Below are 20,906 nucleotides of genomic sequence, written 5' to 3'. Positions count from 1 at the left end.
TCCCTCCTTAGAGCTCGCCTTTAAAGGCGGAATCAAGAATTGATGCTTTTAAGCTTTTTAAGTCATCCATTTTCCCTAGAAGGACTGTTTCCGCGTCGTGAATTTTACGTTTGAGTGCTTCAATCGTTGATATCAATAACTTCTGCTCTTCCAATGAACACATTGGGATTTCAATTTTGCTTAAACGAGTTAGCGCCAACTTAGGCTGTGCAACTGTCTTGGTCGCTAACCCTGCCTGCGCAGAGAAATCAGAGGTCAATGTAAACAGATACAGGTAGCTTAAATCTAGTTGTTGTTTATCTTTGATAACCAACTTAGCAGCGTTTTCTGTCAGGTTTGCACCGTCCAATTCTGGGGGAACGAAACCTGTCTTACCGATAGTCCCAGCAATACTGATATAAAGGTCGTCCTTGCAAATCACATAGCGTTTGATTTGTTCGTGGATTTCTTTCGATATGTACTTGATACCAGATAAATCTATCGTTCCTTTATCTGTAAAATCCGACACTCGGATATATGGGTGCTCAGTCTCTTCATCACTTAGCTTTTCGCCTTTCGGTAAGCGCTTGCCACCTTTTACCTCAGCCAGCGATTCAATCGTCATTCTCTCAGTGATAGCTGAAAACTGACCATCGAGTGCTGATTGAAGAAGGCTATTTTTCAATGTGACGCTTTCCTGCAAATGCTCAATGGCGGAGTCGATGCGGGTGAGCAATGCATCGAGTTTTTCGACTATGCGTTCTTGTTCATTGATTGGAGGCAAAGGGAAACTCAAATTCAAATAATCATTGCGATTAATACCAGGTTTAACCCCTTTTTGAGATATTGACGAAACATCGAACCTATCAGCAAAGTAATAGAAATACATAAGATTCAAAACTTCGTGATCAATAATTTCTACGTAGTATGCAGTGTCAATTGTCCAAGAAGGAGTAAAGGCAAGATTTGCTTCACCAACAGAGCCCTTTCGACCAATAACAACTGTGGGTTGGTCCCACAAATATTCATTATGGCTTCCTACGACACCATTAGAGCCATATACTGGTACTTCCCCTTCAATACGATTGGCGGCCTTTAAAGCTTTGCCGTAATGCATTTTTATTAGTGTTTTAAGCTTTTGATATTTCCACCCGTCCGGTAATGAATACAAAACCTGTTCCATGCTTATTTCTCCGCCAACAGGTCTTCAATTTCATCCAACAGGCTAGATACCAGTTTTTCCTTGATGCGGATCTGCTTAAGGATATCGCTTGGCGCTAAGTGCTCGGCATCTTTTTGTTTGGCTGGGTTTTTAGCGGACAGATCATAATCTTCGGCTAGCTTGCTGGCCGATACAGTCCACGAACGATCGGTGGCTTCTCTGCTGTCATACAGCTCAACAAACTCTTTAAGGTGATCATCGGTGATCGGTTTGTTTTTAGTAAGCTTTTGCTCAGGCTCACATTCGTAGTACCACACATCGCTAGTACCGCCGCTGCGCTCAAAAAACAACACGTTGGTTTTAACGCCTGAATACGGCAAAAATACCCCAGCAGGCAGGCTTAATATAGTGTGCAGGTTAAAGTTCTCCAGCAGTTCTTGTTTGACTTGCTTAAAGGCGCTGTTGGTTTGGAATAGCACGCCTTCTGGTACCACGATGGCTGCTTTGCCACCACTTTTTAGGGTTTTCATAAAATGCTGTAAAAACAGCAATTCGGTGGCGTTACTTTGTATAGGAAAGTTTTGCTGAATTTGCGACTTTTCTTTACCACCAAAAGGAGGGTTAGCCAGAATAATGTCGTAACGGTCTTTTTCCTGAATATCACGGATATTCTGAGTAAGGGTATTACCACGGAATAGGTTGGGAGATTCGATGCCATGTAAAATCATGTTCATCATGCCCATTACATAAGCCAATGAGGTTTTTTCAAAGCCCCAATACGCATCTACGCGTTGAAAGTCATATTCTTCGCTTGTAAGTTCTCGCCCTGCTCTCTTCTTGAATTCTTTAGGCTTATTGTATTCAAATGCTTCAACTAAGAATCCGCATGAGCCGGCTGCTGCATCATAAATTTTATCAAGTGGCTTAGGATCTAGAGCCTTTACCATAGCTTTCACTACAGGGCGAGGGGTGTAAAATTCGCCCGCGTAACCACCCGCATCTCCCATATTTTGAAGCAACCCCTCATAGACTAAAGATAACTCAAACATCTCAGCTTCAGATTGGAAGTTCAGGGTGTCGACAATATCCAACACTTCGCGCAAGGTATGGCCAGAGGCAACTTTGTTATCTAAATATTGGAAAATAGCACCAATTTTATAGGCAAAAGACTTTGGGTCTGCCCCTGAACCTGTGATAGCCGAATTGGCGAATCCTTTTAGATAAGGGAATAATTCGCTATTAACATATTCTGTAAGGTCATCACCTGTCCGAACTTTGTTGATATCTAGTTTGCCATCCTCGTTTTTAGGACAGGCCCATTTTGACCATCGGTGCTCTTCATCTAATACCGGTTGATAGTTTTTACCTGACAGAACTGCTTCATCTTCTTTTTCAGACTCGTAATCATCCAAAAACTTTAAGAACAGTACCCAAGAGGTTTGCTCGGTATAGTGCATTGCACCGCTAATGCCATCATCACGGCGCAGTATGTCGGTAATTCGGTCAATCTTTTGTTGTAATGACATGGCTTATAGTTTTCCGATAATAAAATTGTACATATTGGTGATGTCTTCGCTGATTTCTTCTGGCGGAATCAGGTCGATATAGGTTTGGAGCTTGTTAATGTCGAGCCCGATACCCTCGGTATTGATCAGTGGGTCAATGACAATTTTTGCGTTCAAACGGCGAATATCGTCGTTATCACCTGAGTTGTTTGGTTGTAAGTGATTTCGCTGCGCAATATCTGGGTTGTTGATTGCAGCTAGTACGTTGTGATGTGACAGTGCTGTATGTGAAAGCAAGTAATTTTTGATTTCGCGGCGTTTCCAAGCCAACAGGTATGGTGAAATGTTGGTGCCACGCGGCCATTGGATTGCCGCCAATAAATCACGATAAATTCGTCCATTAACTTGCACACCATCACGCGCGTTCCAATCTAATGCTGCTTCGTCTCTATCACAAATCAGGAATATTTTAGTTGTGGTTAGTTGGGACTCAACCTTACTCAAGCCATGTAGCCAATCTATTTTGCCTTTGGCAAATGTTTCGCTCGCAGTCGCGTAACTTGATGACTTCTTCATTGCATGGACGGGAGTTAGTCTGCTTACATCTAAACCTGCTCGTTCAGCGAGTTTGGTGAATATAATCCAATCGTTATAGTCGTCTAATAAAGCTATATTTGGCAATTTACCACACACTTCAAATTCAACAGACTTTGCACGAGAAAGTACACTAAGTCTGTTAATCAATTGCTTAATTTTGTTGTCATCGTTGATGCGCCCATTTTCAACGACCTTAAGGTGTTCAATGCGGTTTTCTTTTGCAGAAATAGAGTCCAACAAATGGGTAGTAGTAATCGCGTGGCCTTGTATGCTGTGCAATAGTGACCACAGTTTCTCAACGTTTTTGTAATGAAGGTGAGAGTCAGCTTCGTCAAACAAAAATAAGGTGTTTGGTGCATCAAAAAGGTCTATCAATGCGTAAAGAAAGAGGAGTTGATATTCACCATCGCTTAGTTGATCAAGCTCTAAGCCATCTTTAAAAGTTAGCTTGTAGCCTTGTTTATCAATAAAGTAGTCATTGTCTGCGGCCTGCGTGAAAAAACTTACTTCAGGGTCAAACGTTGTGTTTTGAGCGTGAGCATTTACTTCCCCTGCTTCTACTACTTCTTCGCCGGCTTCAGCTTGTCTTGGGTAATCAAAAGAAACATTAATAAGGCGATTTGCTGGTATTTCAATCGAATGCTTGCGTATGGGTTGGTCAAAGTTGTAATCATCCGAATAAAATTCAGTGATAAAGCTATCTAAGGATCTAAAATAAGGTGTGTTTCGAAGTGTATTTATTTCGCCACTTTCCTCTTCCTTTAATGCACGCTGTACACGCTCGGCATAATCCTTGGTGACTTTAAATGAGCATTTTAAAACAGTAGTTCTATCGTCGCGCCCATCCTCGGATTCGGTTACATAACCCCTATCATTTAAAAACGAACGAACTTTGCCATTTCGTTTGATCGCTGTGGCTAAGAAGATTAAAAGTTTTGACCAAGGCTTGTCGAAATATAGGCACTCTAAATTAAGGCCTCGGCCCGCCTGGCGCTCTCTGCTAAGATAAGAACTAAATTTCTCCGAGTAATTTTCATTTTGACCTGAAGAAAAGCAAACTACGCTTAAGTGCTGGTGAGCACGTCTATTTAATCGTTGCTCGAAAACCGATTGTAAAATGCTGGATTTACCGCAGCCATTTTCACCAATTAAGGTTGCCACCTTGTTGATATGTAATGTTTGCTGCTCACTGTGCAGCGGGTTTGGTGCTAATGTTAATTCCATTTTAATTCACATGATAAAGCTGATGTTGTAATTGTTTAAATGCTGTTAGCAAGTAGGCTGGTTTGCCGCCGAAAGCTAAAGAGGCATCTTTAACTGTACCTAAACCTGATAATTCAATAAGTGCAGGTAAGCGCTCTCGTGATAGCTCGGTGCTGCCCGTTTGTTCATAGCGGTTAAGCACAAAATGTAGAAACTTTTGTGCTTTTTCTTGCTGGTATTGGCTGAAAAATTGGCTGTTTTTACGCACGTTATCAGCACGCGCTTTGCGTGTGGCCATCGGTTGTTCAAAAGCTAAGAATGCCAACAAATCAAAAATATCGCAGTCTTCAGCCTCGAACATACGCCGTAGAGTGGTCAGTTGCTCCTTGTCGAAGCCGGCATGCATGAGTTTGCTTAGCAAAGTTTCACGCTCATCAGGGTCAGACCAAATGTTTGTTAGTTCTTCAACCGATTTAAACAGCCCCGGTAGTTGACTTATCAGGCGTTCAACAAACTCTTGAACAGTGAGTGGCTTACCATTTTCATCAATATAACGGGTTTCAACGTCGATTACTTTTAACTCACGATGTCTCCCAAGTTTCACTTTTAGTCGAGGCTTTGGCTCTCCTGGCTCGGGTAGTGGACCTTCTCCAGGTGGTTTTGGAGTATATGGAGGTGGTTTAGGCTCACCAGTTCCACCGGGCTCTGGTGTTTCAGGCTCTCCATCCCAGTCCTTATCGTAAAACTTGTTGGTGGCACCTCGAAAATCAACAATGGTAAAGTAGTCCTTACCATCAAAAACACGGGTCCCTCGACCTACAATTTGTTTGAACTCCACCATTGAGCCTACGGTTCTATCAAGGACTACATTTCGCACGTTACGAGCATCAACACCAGTAGTGAGCATTTGCGAGGAGGTAATAATAGTGGGGATGTCTTTGTCGTTATCCTGAAACTTCTCTAACAGCTCGCGGCCAATTTTGCCTTCATCACTGGTTACTCGAACGCAGTAATGTGGGTCTTTAACTTTTTTATGTTTATTGATCATGTCGCGCATAGTGAGTGCATGATTCTGGTTTTCACAAAAGACGATGGTTTTTTCTAATGGGTTGATATTGTCCAAAATGGCTTTTGCAACGAGCTCTGTGCGCTCATCAACAATGATCTTCTTGTCGTAATCTTCCACCTGATAGACGTCTTGCCCAGACTCACCTTCGACCACCTGATCATCTTTAGTTAGCACCAGCTCGTCGAGATTGGTGCGCACCCGCTTTACGCGGTAAGGCGTTAGGAAACCATCGTTTATGCCGTCCTTTAATGAGTATTCAAAGGCGGGTGTCCCAAAGTAATCATAGGTATCAACGTTGGCTTCTCGTTTCGGTGTTGCTGTTAAACCTACGTGCACTGCATTGCCAAAATGATCGAGTATAGCTCGCCATGAACCCGCTTCATTGGCGCTGCCTCGGTGACACTCGTCAATCATTATTAGATCAAAAAAATCTCTTGGGTAAGCTTTGTAATAACCCTCGATATTTTCACGTTCAGCAATAGCTTGTTAAATAGCAAAAAATATGTGTGCATTGGTTGGTACGATTCCACCACGCTTGCGTACCTCCTCACCGTTTATCTTGATAAGATCTTTTTCATAGGGGTTAAAAGTATTGATAGCTTGGTCGGCTAAAATATTACGATCAGCCAAAAACAATATTCGTGGCCGTCGACTACCAGGTGCTTCTTTGTTCCAACGAGATTGGAAAAGCTTATGAACTATTTGAAAGGCAATAAAGGTTTTACCTGTACCGGTAGCAAGCGTTAAAAGCACTCGTGGTTTACCTTTACCAATGGCATCTGTAGCAGCATGTACCGCTAATTCTTGGTAGTAACGTGGCTGCATTGCGCCTTCTAAGTGAAAGGGCACATTACGAAGTTGCTGGCCTAGATCAGAGTTAACGTCTGCATAGCGGTTCTCAAGCTCTTGCGGAGTTGGGTAAAACTCAACGTAGTCGCCTTTGCCTGTTTCCAAGTCGAACTCATACGTTTGCTTACCGTTGCTTGAATAAACAAAGCGAACGAGTAGCTTTTTGGCATAGTCTATAGCTTGTTGAAGGCCTTTGGTTGCGTGCTCAGACTCTTTCTTTGCCTCAACAACTGCAAGGTAGCGATTGTCTTTGTGAAGCAGATAATCGACAAAACAACGACGACCACGTACACCACCTGCAAGCTTACGACCATCGGTAAAGTAGTGCTCCCGAATGATATTGTTAGGTTGCCAATGAGCGGCTTTTAACGCTGGGTCAATGTAATTTGCTCTTGTATCTGCCTCTGATGCCATTCCCTTCTCCAATTTCCTTAAATAAGCTGCGTATTAAGACCAGCCGCCTTTAGCCTAGATGTTAAGTTACGCATCTTGCTGAACTCTGTTCCTAAACCTTGTTTAAGACCTACACCTTCACAGAATTCTTTTGAAGTGATGTGCTTTAATTCATCCGCGTATTTGATCATTTGCAGGTGTAACTCAGCTGTATACTGATTCCGTGGTGCATCAGCAAGTGCCAATTTAATTTGTTCAAAAATTGATTGTTCAGACATGATCAGGACTTCGTTTTTATCATTTAGCTAAATTAGCTAATTTAGCAATGATATGCAAAGACTATCGTCAGAGGATCTCACTAGCGGTTATTTTATGATCGTGAATATGTAAATTCTTGGCATCTCAACAACATAAATGTTGTTATTTCATCATGAAGTGGAATTTTTTTAATCTTCTAACATACTGAGTTTTTAATAAAAAACAATAATTATGTTTTGATTCAATAGTTTAACGACTTTTTATCGATCCATTTAGATCCTTGTTTTGCTATAATTTGATCAAGTATAAACTGCTAATGACTCACGGATTGAGTCTGGTTTTACAGTTTCCGTTCAAATTTGGAGGTAAAGCGAATGGCGAACTATGTTCAAAATACAAGGAAGTATGATAAGTGGTTTAAAGAAGGTCGTGGGCAAGGGCGTAATGAAGATTATAAGCCATGGTTGCATGTGCGTGACGTACCATCACACGGCTTATCTGTGCGTATGCCCAGCTTAAAAGCGGGGCGTGTTCTAAATCTCTTTTCAAATAATGAATTTTTTCCTGCTCTTATGGGTGAACATCACCCTTACGTAACTGATATGCGTGAGCAATATCCATTAAATCCAGAGCAAACAAGGGCTATTGCCAATCAAAAAAACTTTCCACATCCGCTGTCGCAAGATGGTGATATGGTGATGACCAGTGATTTACTCATTGACTTTGCTGGATGGCATGTCCCTCGTATCGTTATTCAAGCAAAGCCATTCGAGAAGGCCGCGCAAGACGAAGCTACTAGGCGAAAATTGATTATCGAGAAAGTGTACTGGGACTCAAAAAACGTCCCGTTTTATATTTTCCATGACCAAATGTTTCCTAGGGATGTTAGAAAGAACTTAAATTGGATGTTGACCCCACTCTGGCGGACAACTCCTCATGAAAGGCTATTAACCCTTGCGAATTACTACGCAGAAGCGTTTAAGCGTTACCCAAATGATTTCATTGGACATACAGCGTCTCGTCTGAACAGACTATTAGCAGAACACGATCCTCGCTATAGTGCGCCAGCCACATGTTTCACAGAAATTCGAGAGCTCATTGCTAAACAGTATCTGCGCTTTGATTTACGTAAGGAACTTGCTTACTTGCGTGGCAATGACATTTTTCTAGATGCTCGTATTCTTGATCTCAAGGTTGCAGCATGATTTTACGAAAAAATACAGTGTATCAAGTCGAAGGTGCTCGCCAGCGGGTAGTATCCATTCTTTCTACTCGTTTAGTGTTATTTAATATTGATGACCCAGAAAAATCGTTGCCTTACTTGTATTGTAAGGACACCTTCGTTGATTTGTTGAACGAAGAGATTATCACCCAAGTTGATGATCCGTTTGCTCAACTCGCATTAAAACCTGTAGAACCAGGAAGTAAGGCCGAAATAAAACGGGATGGGAGATTTAAGGTTATTCGAGCACTTGTTCAGCACGACCGTTTTTATGACTCTGATATCAGAGGAAAATTAGTTGCAGAAGCTAAGGAGGAGTTTGGTCGAGGTGAAAAATTTATCTACAAGTGGTTTCGACGTTATTTTGAGCGAGGCTGTGTTAAGAATGCCTTATTAGGCGATTATGAGGCAACCGGTGTTGCTGAGCGCAGATACAAAGTCAAGACTGGACGCCCTAGTGGCGGAATTCGACATTCTAAAGCAATCATTCAAGATGAAGTAGAGGAAATCGTTAAGTCTGTTATCAAGGCTCATTATTTAGACAATTCGAAGACAAAACCTCAGGTATACAAGCATTTACGGACCATACTGTTTGACCCACCTCATTGTTTTCCTGGCAGCCGTATCCCCAGTGAGGCGCAGCTTCGTAATTACATTAGAAAGCATTATTCTGATACGAATTCACAGCTCAGCCGACTTCCTAAAAAAGTCCAGAATAACGACGCGCAGCCAATCACATCAACAGCCATAGCAAATGTGAATGGGCCAGGCTCTCGATATGAATTTGATGCAACCATCGTTGATATTTATTTGACCTCTGATTACGACCCTTCGCGCGTTTTGGGTCGTCCTACACTGTACTTGGTTGTATGCACCTATTCTCGCATGATCGCTGGCTATTACATCGGTTTTGAAGCACCTAGTTATCATGCTGCTATGCAGGCGCTCATATCGGCGATGAGTGATAGCAAAATTAAGCGAGCCCATGATTTAGGTTTAGATTGGGTAACAGCTGACATCTGGCCAACGATCGGGCTTTGTGAGGCGATTGCTGCCGATCGGGGGGAATTGATGGCTGATCAAACGGAATATTTACAAGAACAACATGGAATGTCGCTTGAAACTCCAGGCCCTTACAAAGCGGTTTTCAGATCTATTGGCGAGCGGCGTTTTGGTATTGTACAGGGAGGTTTTAAAGACCAAGTTGATGGGGTTGTAATTGGTAGCAACGTTAAAAAACGAGGTGATCCTGATTACGTTGACAACGCTAACATGAGTTTGGATGCCTTTGAACGTATTCTAATCGCCCTTATTGTTCATCATAATCAGTTTGAAAATTTGAAGCGCACAGATTTACCTGCGACATATCCTGATGAGGTTCCACTTAAACCGTTGAATATTTGGCAATGGGGCCAAGAAAACTGTACTGGGTATATGCAGCAAATTGATGAAGTTGCTCTGAAGGTGGCTTTGCTACCTAAAAAAGAAGCTACTCTATCCAATTATGGTTTGAATATTTATGGCCTTTTTTATCGTTGTAGAGCATTCGAAGAATTAGGTTGGTTCCACCGTAAGGGGATCGGGGCCAGCAAGCGCCCCAATAAGCTCACTGTCGCTTATGACCCGCGCTGTATGGATCGAATCTATATCGTCATTTCTGAGCATAACGACAAGCCTTTAGTCGCTGAATTATCAAGGCAGTCTGAATCTTGGAGAGGGCAGTCGTTGCATGAGATAAAACTTCGTAAATCTGTTCGCTCCAAAACCGATGAAGATACTAAGGAGGCCGAGGATGAATCGCTTAGCAAGCTTCAGCGCCTGTTTGATGAAACGAATAAAACGCAACGAAATGCTAAGAAAAGCTCAGCCCTTATCGGTATGTCAAAAACCGAGCGTAAACGTGGTATTGAGGATAACCGGGATGAAGCATTGCGTGCTGAACGGGCCAAGAATCCATGGATAACGCCATTAGACGAACAAGGAGGTACTTACACCGAACCATACGCACTTTCAGAGTCAACGGATGACTTTGAAGATCCTGATATTTTGGAACAACTTCAGCAAAGGAGCTGCTATGAATGAAATCTTTCACAATACTGAGCAAGGTAATTTGTTTGGTAATACACCGGTAGAGCTACCAAGCCCTTATATTGATATTGAAACTAACCCACTTATCCAAGAGCTTCCCACACTTACAGTAGAAGAAATATTGGATTCTTTGAAGTCTCGTATCCGCCGCGTCCCTGATACTGAGTCTTTGGCCCGTATGGACTTGCAAAATCGAGAGCATTTCATTCGCTTGATTTTAGCCGACTTCTATCATCCTACAACTCAATTCGTTGAGTTAACACGTCGTCTGATGGATATGATTGCTAGGGGTTATTGCACAAAGTCAATGAAATACTTTTCTGGTCACGAAGGCAGCCTTAGAAACTCAATTACAAACTTATTGGTGCTATCTCATCCCCAAAATGGTGTTACATGCACGTTAGAAAGGGCTCTGAATGCAATCCCACAAAGGATTGATCACATAGAGCACCAGAGTACTCAGGTTTGTTACATTAGGCTTGACGCGACATCATGTTATTCGCCCCAGAGCTTATACCAAGCATTAATTCGCCAATTTGCGACAGTGCTTCAAAGCCAGCAACTGGAGAAGTCTTTGCTCTTGCTAGGAGAGCGAAAGCTCAAAGATCATGTAAGAGCTCTTATGAAAGTTAATCTCTTGGGGATGCTGGTCATTGATGGAATTAACTGCATAGATAAACGCCAGTTTATTAACAAAGTGATGCCGGCAATCACTGAGCTTTTAAATGATTGCAAGATTCCGTTGGTACTTGCCGGTAGAGCATCGGCTCTTGAGCACCTTCAATCAAGCAATGACCAGATTGGTCACAGTGTTAATTTCGACGTCTATTCGTGGAACCCTTTAAAGCTAGAGTGGAATGAGCAGCGCCAACTGAAGGCCTCGTCGCTTGAGAATTGGCATAACTTTACAAGAGCTCTTTGGAAGGCCCAGCTTCTTAGCGACAAAGAATTATTTTCAGAAGAGAAAAGTCTGAAGTTACTTGACCTAAGTGGGGGGCTTATGGGGCTTGCCTCCCGCATATTCACTGAAACACTTGTGACTGCGATGTATGCAAAAAGGGATGAAACAACACTGAAAATGTTTGATGTGGTTGCTGATAAATTGGTTAAGCACCTAAAACCCCTGACAACAGCAATTCACAGTAACGACATAGAGTTGATGTCCAAATATGACGACTTAATGATGCCTGGCATGGAAGAGTTGCTGATTGGGGTTCGTAAAACGAAAGCAAGGAAGCGCAATTTATCTTATTTCAGTGAACCGAGGGCTGATCATAAAGCATTACTATTTAACATGCTAACCCAAAGCTCTATCGGTAAGAATTTGGTTCGCAAAGCAGTGTTAGCAATTTTCCTTGAGCACCCTGATATGGTGGTTTCGGATATGGTAACTGCTGCTAAAGAGTGGATTTTTAGCATGGTCAGCAAACCAGCTAAAAATACCGGGCGAAACGCAAATCGGCGTAAAGAGTTGACCCAAGAAGAGAACGAAGAGTTAGATGAATTGCTTCAATCCACATGGTGTATGGATATGATGCGCGAACAACAGTTCTTAGAGTAACTTATTATGGCAGAGGGTTAATATGTTAAACATTCCTTATCCTCTGCCTGACGAATTAGTCTGTAGCGTTATTGCTCGTGCACAGCGACGTTTAGGGATTCACGGGCCCAAGTTCGCTAATGAATATTTACTGAAGAATCGTAATATTATTGCCACCCCAGACCTTCCATCCCAGCTAGGGCTGTTCTCGAATCAATTAGAATACCAACCTATAACCCCAACTGATTTGGCATATCGGCATACCTTGCTACCACTTTATGCGCCATTTATTGAAGAAGATAGACGATTAAAGTGCTTAACGTGGATGGAACGAAAATGTGATGGCAATGTTCATTTCACTGTTGGGTGCGCCGCATCCAGATTAAATAAACCCGAGTTCCTGCGTTATTGTCCTTATTGTGCTAAAGAACAAATTGATGAGCATGGAGAAGCATATTGGCTTCGTATCCATCAGATACCAAGCATCCATGTTTGTATTAAACATCATAGCCCGTTATCGAACGTTAAGACGCGAGTTCAAAAGATACACAGGCATGCGTTTCAAACGTTAAGAGCTCAAGATGAATTAAGTCTTAGCGAGGCGAATTGTGTCCACATTGAGGAACAAACACGAATAGAGAGACATGTTTCGGTGCTTCTTAACCTAGCACCAATGACGAGTCCATCATTTAATCAATGGTCCAACTTTTATAAAAATGTTTTACATGAAAAAGGCTATGGCAAAGGACAATACATTTGCTTTGATGAAGTTATGGAGCAGGTGCTATCAAAGTGGTCGGTAAACTGGCTGAAAAGGGAGCGTCTGTGGCCCTTAGACAAGCAATCGAGCTGGTTACATTCGATTGTCCGTAAGCATAGAAAGTCATTTTCATTTCTTGAGCACATTGTACTGCTTGATGCCATTTATGAGGGGGCTTGGTCGATGGAATCACTTTTGAAGCAAGTGCCTTCGACTGAGGAGATACCAAATAGTACGCATATCTACATGAGTCCTTTGGATGATTCAGTCGTTCATATTAACAAATCTAAATGGTTAAACCTGGTCAAACGTTATGGTACCAAATTGGCCAGAATAAACGGTGGCGGCGCTATTTACACTTGGCTGTATCGATATCACAATAAATGGTTACTTAAGACTAATAGCCATTATCAACGACCAATTCAGTATAAAAATAACCGAGTCGACTGGCAGGCAAGGGATTGGCGTATCGTTCGTGCAATGTATCGGATTCTTTATGATTCAGAGGCTGACTTAGATTGTCCTAGACGCTCAGCCTTGTGGTTTATTCACCAACTAGAACACTCGGCCACAGTCCAGAAAAAGCTAGCTAAATTACCATTAACTGCCGCATTCCTAGAGCGATATGCCGAAGACACGGCGGATTACCAAATTCGTCGGCTAACTCGAACTCTATCGAAATATAGCTCACAAATGCCCCCAGTTTGGCTGTCTTTCCTACACAAATCCCTCGATAAAAATCGAGGGATTTTTTTATGAACTTATTGTACAGAACGTGATCTGATCCATTTATTCAGTGATGAGGTGGATTTCTATGTTTACAACAAGTTCAGAGCAATGGGCAGAAGAAACATTTTTACATGCAAAATTGGGCGATACCCGCAGAGCTAAACGACTTGTTGTGTTAGCCTCTAATCTTTCCAACAAGTTAGGGCAATCACTCGTGCAATCATCTACGTCCACAGCCGATATTGAAGCGGCCTATCGTTTTACTCGTAATAAAGCTATTGATGCTCAAGCTATAGCTGAGGCTGGCTTTAAGGCAACAGCAGCAAAAGTTAAAGATTATGATTGCCTACTTGCTTTAGAAGACACCACATCACTTGAATTTAAACATCAAACGATTCGCGATGAAATGGGGCATACCACTTCGAATAAGCGTTCGCGTGGCATGCATGCTCATTCCGTATTGCTATTTGCCCCTGAGCAGCAGCATGTTGTTGGTCTGATTGAGCAAAAACGATGGACACGAGACGTCAGTTTGTACGGCCAAAATAATCGCCATGCCAGCCGAGCGTACGAAGACAAAGAAAGCTATAAGTGGGAGCAAGCATCAGAAGCGATGACTCCCCGTCTAGGTTCAACAATGAATAAGGTAATTTCAGTGTGTGATAGAGAGTCAGATATTATTGAATACCTGACTTATAAAACAGCGAGGCAGCAACGTTTTGTCGTGCGCTCAATGCAGAGTCGTTGCATTGAACAAAGTGAAAATAAACTTTATCAATATAGTGAGTCGTTAAAATCAGCAGGTCAACGTATTGTTTCGGTGAGGCAAAAAGGCGGACGCAAAGCGCGGGAGGCTTCTTGTCAAATACGTTATGCCAAAGTTGATGTAAAAATGCCAGCGAATAAAAAAGGCGCTTCGGTATCTCTCTATTATGTGGGTTGTCAGGAAGAAAACAATGACCAAGGATTAAGTTGGCACCTGTTAACATCTGAGCCTGTGACGTGCAAAGAGGAAGCCGAAAAAGTATTGACCTACTATGAAAAACGCTGGTTAATTGAAGAGTTCCACAAAGCGTGGAAAAGCGGCGGTACTCAAGTAGAAGATTTACGTATGCAAAGTAAAGACAATTTAGAAAAGGTGATTGTGATATTAGCGTTTATTGCCGCACGCCTTCATCAACTTCGTTACCTTGGCCTTAATAAGAAAGAAGCAGAAAAGCATAGTTGTGAAACGGTTTTAAGTCCGTTAGCGTGGAAGTTGCTATGGACAAAACGAGAAAAATCAAAACCACCGACAACGGCACCAAGCCTTTATTGGGCTTACATTAACCTTGGGAAGTTAGCGGGTTGGCACGATTCAAAACGTAATGGCCGTGTCGGGTGGGAGCGATTATGGGAAGGATGGTTTAAATTGCAAACCATCCTTGAAGGCTATGAATTAGCCCAATCTCTTGATCTGAAAATGTGATCAAGAGACAGCCAGTTTGGAGGCTTTTTCGCGAGTCAGGTTTAAGTGACGAGCGGATTACTGCTCAAGCAAGAGAGTTTATTGAATGTGTTTTGTAATGAGGTGTTTAACGTGGATGTATACGAAGTTGAATTAAGATTCAGTGTTGGCGAACCCGCACTATCAATGGATGAAATTGACGACAAGCTATATGAAAGCGGATTCGGTGACGCCTTGGTTGGCCATGGTGATAAAGGTCGAGTGAGCATTGCATTAAGTCGTCAGGCTGCTAGCGAAAAAGAATTAATCGGTAATACGCGAGTATTAATAGAGAAAATCTTTCCCCAAGCGACTTGGCTTACGATGAGTAATGGAGTGGATTATGGCAATAAGCAAAAACGCTTAGATATTGATGCCTTGATAGAGGACAAGGCAACTTTTGATGCTAAAACGAGTAGCGGATTTGTCGATGTTCCAGAAAACAAGATTGCTTTACATCCAGCGCGTTATTTTGAGGGATTGTATTTATCTAAAGCTACGGCAAATGGACTTGGTATCTGGGATATTATTAATAGCCTAGATATCACCGAGGAGTATTTTTATGATTTTCTGAATGAGAAAGCGCGAATTGATATGGCCTTGGCTAAGAAGCTTGAGGTTGTGACAGGAATGTCATTCGAGTTCTGGTTACGTACTCAAGGCAATTTTGATAATTCACATAAATAAGCTGCTTGACGTTTAGTTGGAGCATTTTTTTGTACTTAGGTAACCATATCTTACAGTTATCAACTGATTTAAGACTGGAAAGAGTGAAAAGCGGAAGTAAGCAATAGTGACATGTACGAGTTCACTCAAAATTTTCTGGGTTTAGTTGTACGACTCGTGTCAACGAACCATGTGCTTCTATTTGTTCGTCGGTTAACGTTTGATCTTCATACTTTTTAAGTTGAATTGATTGTTTATTTTCCGCTAATGTACAAAGTAAAATATCACCAATTTGTAGTTTAATACCACCTGATAACTCTTCTTCAGGCAGTGGAATAGCTCCATTTTTACCAACTGTCACGATCATAATATCAATCCAAATTGCTTACAGAATCTTATTGTAGCCAAGGAAACTAAAACATCCACAATGATAAACAACAAACAATGCTGAATACTAGCGTTACTGAATTGAAGCGGCGAAAGGGTTTAAAGAACTAAATTGTACTAAGAAATGAAAACTTGTAGTTGCAAATACAACTAGCGAAACATCCTTTTAAACTTTAAATAGCACCCTATAGACAACCACTACTCATCTGGTGATGATTGACGTAATTCCGCCTTCTCGAGCAGTTCAAAGTGTTACTGTTCACTTTCCTTCTTTGTTTACTATAGGGATTAACCCTGCTGGCTAAACGCGAGATCCTACTTTCTAACTTTGTTTGAATATATGTATAAAACGGATACTGATTTTTAAAGGAAAGTGATCAGCCCTCACTTTCCAACTTAGTTAAACGATGACAGTTGAAGTACTATTTCGCACTAAAACCGTCTAATATATTCTTGATTTATTAACATAAGCGGGGGGGATGGTGCGATAAAGTTAGAAGATAAGCCCTAGTTGTTGAGATCTGAAAAATAAAACAGTGGTAAGCCAAAATCACTCCCGCTCAAATACTTACTCTTAAAGAATGAAATAAATTAATTGACAACACAAATGATAATAATTATCATTTGTGTTGTCTTCTTGGTTGAAGTGGGCGCACTACTACTAAGACTAGTTGATACAAGTATAGCGTTTAACTGTTATGACTTAGGACGTGTTTCAGTTAAATAACATACTTAAAGGTAAGTAATTAATAATATTACTTACAAATAAAAAACCAGCTATTCTCCAGTAGCTGGTTTTTTATAACTGAAGATAAATAATTACATAATACTCACAGGATAAGATATGTGTTAAATAAAAAAATTCTTTTAGTTGAAGATGATATAACATTAAATTCTTACTTGGCTGATTTACTTATCAAAAAGGGCTATATAGTTGAAAAATGTTTTGACGGCATTACTGGTTTGAAGTTGGCACAGTCCCATAAGCATCAACTGGTGTTACTAGATAACATGCTGCCAAAACTAGATGGGGTGTCTTTATTAAAAACGTTAAGAGAAACAAGTCAGCAACCAGTGATCATGATTTCAGCGAAAGGTGCGGAAGAGGAAAGAATTTTAGGTTTAATTCATGGTGCCGATGATTATGTGGCTAAACCTTTCAACAGCCAAGAACTACTGTTAAGAATTGAAGGTTTAATTAGAAGAAGCCAACCTCAAGTTGAATTTAAAAAGCAAACGAGAATCAGTATTGACGGACTAACACTAGATGCCACTAAACAAAAAATAACTGTTGATGGTAGAGAAGTTGAGTTCACACCCATTCAATTTAAATTGTTGTGGGAGTTACTTTCTCAACAAAATTGTATTGTGAGTAAAGCTGATTTATACCAAAAGGTGTTGAATAAAAAATTAGGCATGTATGATCGAAGTTTAGATATGCATTTAAGTCGAGTACGCAGGAAACTTAATGAAGCACATTGGCTCGGTGAACGTTTACAGACAGTACATGGTAAAGGGTATTGCTTTAAGTGAGTCGTCAAATTCTATGGAAATCATGCTTAATTATTGCGACAGGCTTAGTGGTATTCTTTTATGTGTTAAGTGTTTTAACGCTAAAAACAGAAGAAGGTATCCGTTGTTAGCTTTACTATTGAGAATATAGCGGGTGAAGAGATTAACGTTGATGCTGAAGAAGCCTATCATTTTGGCCGCAGCGTAGACTGGAAGATACATTTATACTTTGAGCACAACCCCATAATGGAACTACCCTTTTCACAAACTAAAGGTAGCTTCCTTATAAAATTACCTGAGCGGATGAGGCCAGGAACCTACTGGCTTACCACGCGAATCCTATTACAAATTATATTTCCACTCGTGCTATTAGTACTACTTTCTACCTGGATATATAGACATATTATTACGCCTCTACAACAACTTGAACAAGCAACAACCGCTTTTAGCCAAGGAAATTTTGACGTAAGAGTAAGAGCTTCGCTAGGTAATCGAAATGATGAACTCTCTCATTTGGCCTCTACTTTTGACCAAATGGCGGCAAGAATCGGCGAGTTAATTGCAAAACAACGGCAACTTATTTCAGATTTATCTCATGAATTGCGTACGCCACTCACTCGATTAGATATTGCAGTCAATAATTTTGAAATTGAAAAAAGTCATCAACACCTTGAGCGTATTTCTAGGGAGTCTACCTACATTCGAAAACTAGTAGAAGACACACTAACGTTAGCGTGGCTTGATAATGAAAAGCCAATTATCCAACATGAAAAGGTGGATTTAGTCGATTTGCTTGATGTTGTGATAGACGATGCTAAATTTGAGTTCTCTGATCGGGAATTAATACTTGAAACGCCTAATCATGCGGTGATCAGCAATAGTAGTCATCAAGCCCTTTGCCCTGCCCTTGAAAATATCATTAGAAATGCCTTACGTTATACTCCTATAGGCAAAAAGGTTACCGTTACCTTATCTCAACAAGTTGGAAGTTATTGTATTGAGGTGATTGATCAAGGCCCTGGTATCGCACCAGAATATTTAGAGAAAATATTTCTGCCTTTTTTTCGAGTTAATAATACTAATGAAGATGGCAGTAATAGCTTTGGGTTAGGATTAGCACTTGCTAAGCGCCTTTTAAATAGTGTTAGAGCTGATGTAAAAGCATTAAATAATGAAAACGGTGGCTTAAAAGTAGTGATAATGATTCCTATTACGTAAATGTAACAATTGTAAAAGTAGTATAAATACTCAGTCTAAATGGTAATAATTCTCATTAATGAAGTTAATTGAGAAGATAATCATGTCACGTAAATCAAGAAATAAGCCGTTATTTAAAACAGCACTTATTAGCGCAAGTGTTATTGCGGCGTGCGCGAATACTAGCGTTTATGCTAATACAGACGAAAATACAGAAAAAGTAAAGAAAGTTGAAAAAATTGTTGTTGTTGGTGCTACAACCAACACAAAAATCACACCTGATCAGCTTAATAAATATCAAGCAAATGATTTAGCCGATATTTTCCGTCAAACACCTTCTGTTACTGTAGGTGGTTCATTAGGTGTTGCACAGAAGGTTTATGTTCGTGGTTTAGAAGACTCAATGGTAAATGTAACTGTTGATGGTGCACCACAAACAAGTACGCTATTTCATCATATTGGGCGTGTATCAATAGAGCCTGAATTACTACAAAGTGTTGAGGTTCAGGCGGGTGCGGGTGAAGCTACCGCAGGAACTGGTGCTGTGGGTGGTGCTATTCGTTTCAAAACGAAAACAGCAGCAGATTTACTGTCAAATGATGAGCAGTTTGGTGGTATCGCAAAAGCGAGCTATTTCTCAAATAGTGGCCATAAAGAAAGTCTTACATTATATGGTAAAGCAACAGAACAAATTGGCATTCTTGCGTCTTATGTGAATGTGAGTCGCGATAATATGGAAGATGGCGACGGTGCGGAAATTCCAGGAACAGCAGCTGATCAAACCCTTGCCTTTGTTAAATTGAATGCAGAACTCACTGATAATCAAAATGTGTCTGTAAGTTATGAAAGACGTAAAGAAGAAGGTAAGTTCGGCAAACAAACCAACTGGGCACCTTTAGAAGATGATCCCTTGTTTCAGTCATGGGGAGATAGAGAAACTATAGTCCTCAATCACACTTGGTATCTAAGCTCACTGATAAATTTAGAAACAACATTGTATCAAACGGACTCATCATTTAAACGTGAGCTATATACCTGGGATGCTGCCATTGAAACAACTGGCTTTGATATTCGAAATACGAGTGATGTCGGTGATCATTCATTCACTTATGGTATTGAACGTAAAGTTGATAAAGTTAACTCACAATCTTATGAAGATTTTGGTGGCATTTATAATGAAGAAGGCAAAGTTACCGGGTTATATATTCAAGATCATTGGCAATTAACTGATGACCTATTGCTTAGTTATGGTGTTCGCCATGATACCTATGAACTTGATCACATTGGCGAGTCAGCAAACTGGATACAAGTTAATGGTAAATGGGTTGTAGAAACTGACAGTAGTGGCGCTCCAGTAACAACAAGTGATTCATTTTCTACTAAAAAGCAGGATGACTTTAGCACTAACTTAGGGCTTGTTTACAACTTAACCGAGTATTTAAAGTTATCGGTTAGTTATGCAGAAGCTTTACGTGGCAGACAAGTAGCTGATGCATTTACTGTTGGTGAATTAACCCATAACCCGAATTTATCTCCTGAAAATGTGGCTAACAAAGAACTTGGCTTACAATATAACGATGGCACATTTATTTTTGAAGCATCGGTTTATAATAGTGAAATTAGTGACGTTGTTTTTGATAAGTTTAAGGGTGCAGAAGGCGTTTTTTATGAAAACATTGGTGATTTAGAATCCACAGGTTTTGAATTAGTTGCAGGATACCAAGCGCATAACTTTGACGTAGTGGTTAGCTATAACAGTAATGATGTCGAACTAAATAATGCGCCATTTGTTTGGCCAGATGCAAGTAGTGCCTCAGGATTTAGTACCGTTGTTTTAAATGGTGTAGATTTAGCCGCTTATGAATACGGTGGTTTAGGAAATGCAGTAGGTGATTCATTAAATGTAAATGTGAATTATGAAATGAATGATGCGTTGGAAATGGGCTTTAATGTTAATTATGTTGCTAGCTTGAATGATATTGACGTATTTCATCGCTCCATCGAGTTAGGGTGGCAAACACAATTAGAAACGGTTGATAAACCCAGTTATACCGTTGTTGACGCTTATGTAAAGTATTCTCCGATAGAAAATCTCACTCTAGATATAGCGATTCAAAACCTCTTAGATGAATCTTATAGAAGCCATGGTAGTGTTGCAGATTATGGCCACATAGCCGGATATCAAAGTGTAGTTGGCATTAAAGAAGCGGGCCGAGATATTAGGTTAACTGCCTCATATCAATTTTAATTCACTTTGTTGTTAATTAAAAAGCGCGATATCGAATCGTGCTTTTTAGTCTCTAC

General features: G+C 40.7%; 14 protein-coding genes and 1 pseudogene. 9 read left to right on the top strand and 6 right to left on the bottom strand.

The window, feature by feature from the left end; genetic code table 11:
* Positions 1-7: 7 nt before the first annotated feature.
* The 5 genes and pseudogenes from QUD79_RS17300 to QUD79_RS17275 form a co-directional block, all read right to left on the bottom strand.
* Positions 8-1,162 (bottom strand): restriction endonuclease subunit S, encoded by a 1,155-nt coding sequence (locus QUD79_RS17300; protein WP_184424281.1) that lies wholly within the window; start codon positions 1,160-1,162, stop codon positions 8-10.
* 2 nt (positions 1,163-1,164) lie between these two features.
* Positions 1,165-2,667, bottom strand: a complete 1,503-nt coding sequence (locus QUD79_RS17295; protein ID WP_184424280.1) for a class I SAM-dependent DNA methyltransferase — start codon at positions 2,665-2,667, stop codon at positions 1,165-1,167.
* 3 nt (positions 2,668-2,670) lie between these two features.
* Positions 2,671-4,467: an AAA family ATPase gene (locus tag QUD79_RS17290; RefSeq protein WP_184424279.1), complete on the bottom strand. Its 1,797-nt coding sequence runs from the start codon at positions 4,465-4,467 to the stop codon at positions 2,671-2,673.
* A 1-nt stretch (position 4,468) separates the two neighbouring features.
* A pseudogene (gene hsdR, locus QUD79_RS17495) lies at positions 4,469-6,778 on the bottom strand (EcoAI/FtnUII family type I restriction enzme subunit R).
* 17 nt (positions 6,779-6,795) lie between these two features.
* Positions 6,796-7,035 (bottom strand): HTH-like domain-containing protein, encoded by a 240-nt coding sequence (locus QUD79_RS17275; protein ID WP_184424278.1) that lies wholly within the window; start codon positions 7,033-7,035, stop codon positions 6,796-6,798.
* Positions 7,036-7,389: 354 nt separating this feature from the next.
* On the opposite strand from QUD79_RS17275, the gene QUD79_RS17270 reads away from it, so the two are divergent.
* The 6 genes from QUD79_RS17270 to QUD79_RS17245 all read left to right on the top strand — a co-directional run bounded on the left by QUD79_RS17270 (position 7,390) and on the right by QUD79_RS17245 (position 15,527).
* A complete protein-coding gene (locus tag QUD79_RS17270; protein WP_184424277.1) occupies positions 7,390-8,220 on the top strand; it encodes a TnsA endonuclease N-terminal domain-containing protein in 831 nt (276 codons plus the stop codon).
* Entirely contained in the window at positions 8,217-10,319 is a 2,103-nt protein-coding gene (locus tag QUD79_RS17265; RefSeq protein ID WP_184424276.1) for a TnsB C-terminal domain-containing protein, read from the top strand. The genes QUD79_RS17270 and QUD79_RS17265 overlap by 4 nt, the downstream gene beginning before the upstream one ends.
* A complete protein-coding gene (locus QUD79_RS17260) occupies positions 10,312-11,886 on the top strand; it encodes a TniB family NTP-binding protein (protein ID WP_184424275.1) in 1,575 nt (524 codons plus the stop codon). Before QUD79_RS17265 ends, QUD79_RS17260 begins: the two co-directional genes overlap by 8 nt.
* A 22-nt stretch (positions 11,887-11,908) precedes the next feature.
* Positions 11,909-13,384 (top strand): TnsD family Tn7-like transposition protein, encoded by a 1,476-nt coding sequence (locus QUD79_RS17255; protein ID WP_184424274.1) that lies wholly within the window; start codon positions 11,909-11,911, stop codon positions 13,382-13,384.
* Between the two features lie 55 nt (positions 13,385-13,439).
* The gene (locus tag QUD79_RS17250) at positions 13,440-14,822 is read left to right on the top strand and encodes an IS4 family transposase (protein ID WP_286288804.1); all 1,383 of its coding nucleotides are present in this window, start codon (positions 13,440-13,442) and stop codon (positions 14,820-14,822) included.
* Between the two features lie 111 nt (positions 14,823-14,933).
* Positions 14,934-15,527 carry a helix-turn-helix transcriptional regulator gene (locus QUD79_RS17245; RefSeq protein WP_184423479.1) on the top strand — a complete coding sequence of 198 codons (594 nt, stop codon included), beginning with the start codon at positions 14,934-14,936 and terminating at the stop codon, positions 15,525-15,527.
* A 121-nt stretch (positions 15,528-15,648) separates the two neighbouring features.
* Here QUD79_RS17245 and QUD79_RS17240 read toward each other — a convergent pair whose 3' ends face one another.
* A complete protein-coding gene (locus tag QUD79_RS17240; protein WP_166341309.1) occupies positions 15,649-15,873 on the bottom strand; it encodes a hypothetical protein in 225 nt (74 codons plus the stop codon).
* Positions 15,874-16,739: 866 nt separating this feature from the next.
* Here QUD79_RS17240 and QUD79_RS17235 point away from each other — a divergent pair.
* The 3 genes from QUD79_RS17235 to QUD79_RS17225 all read left to right on the top strand — a co-directional run bounded on the left by QUD79_RS17235 (position 16,740) and on the right by QUD79_RS17225 (position 20,850).
* Positions 16,740-17,426, top strand: a complete 687-nt coding sequence (locus tag QUD79_RS17235; RefSeq protein WP_184423478.1) for a response regulator transcription factor — start codon at positions 16,740-16,742, stop codon at positions 17,424-17,426.
* 117 nt (positions 17,427-17,543) lie between these two features.
* On the top strand, positions 17,544-18,623 hold the full coding sequence (locus tag QUD79_RS17230; RefSeq protein ID WP_343043941.1) for a sensor histidine kinase: 1,080 nt from the start codon (positions 17,544-17,546) through the stop codon (positions 18,621-18,623).
* Between the two features lie 82 nt (positions 18,624-18,705).
* A complete protein-coding gene (locus tag QUD79_RS17225) occupies positions 18,706-20,850 on the top strand; it encodes a TonB-dependent receptor domain-containing protein (RefSeq protein ID WP_184423477.1) in 2,145 nt (714 codons plus the stop codon).
* The last annotated feature ends 56 nt before the right edge of the window (positions 20,851-20,906 follow it).

The organism is Thalassotalea piscium (genome assembly GCF_030295935.1).
GTDB classification, from domain to species: Bacteria; Pseudomonadota; Gammaproteobacteria; order Enterobacterales; family Alteromonadaceae; genus Thalassotalea_B; species Thalassotalea_B piscium.
Note: the sequence above shows the minus strand (reverse complement) of the source record. Positions and strands in the feature narration are given on the sequence as shown.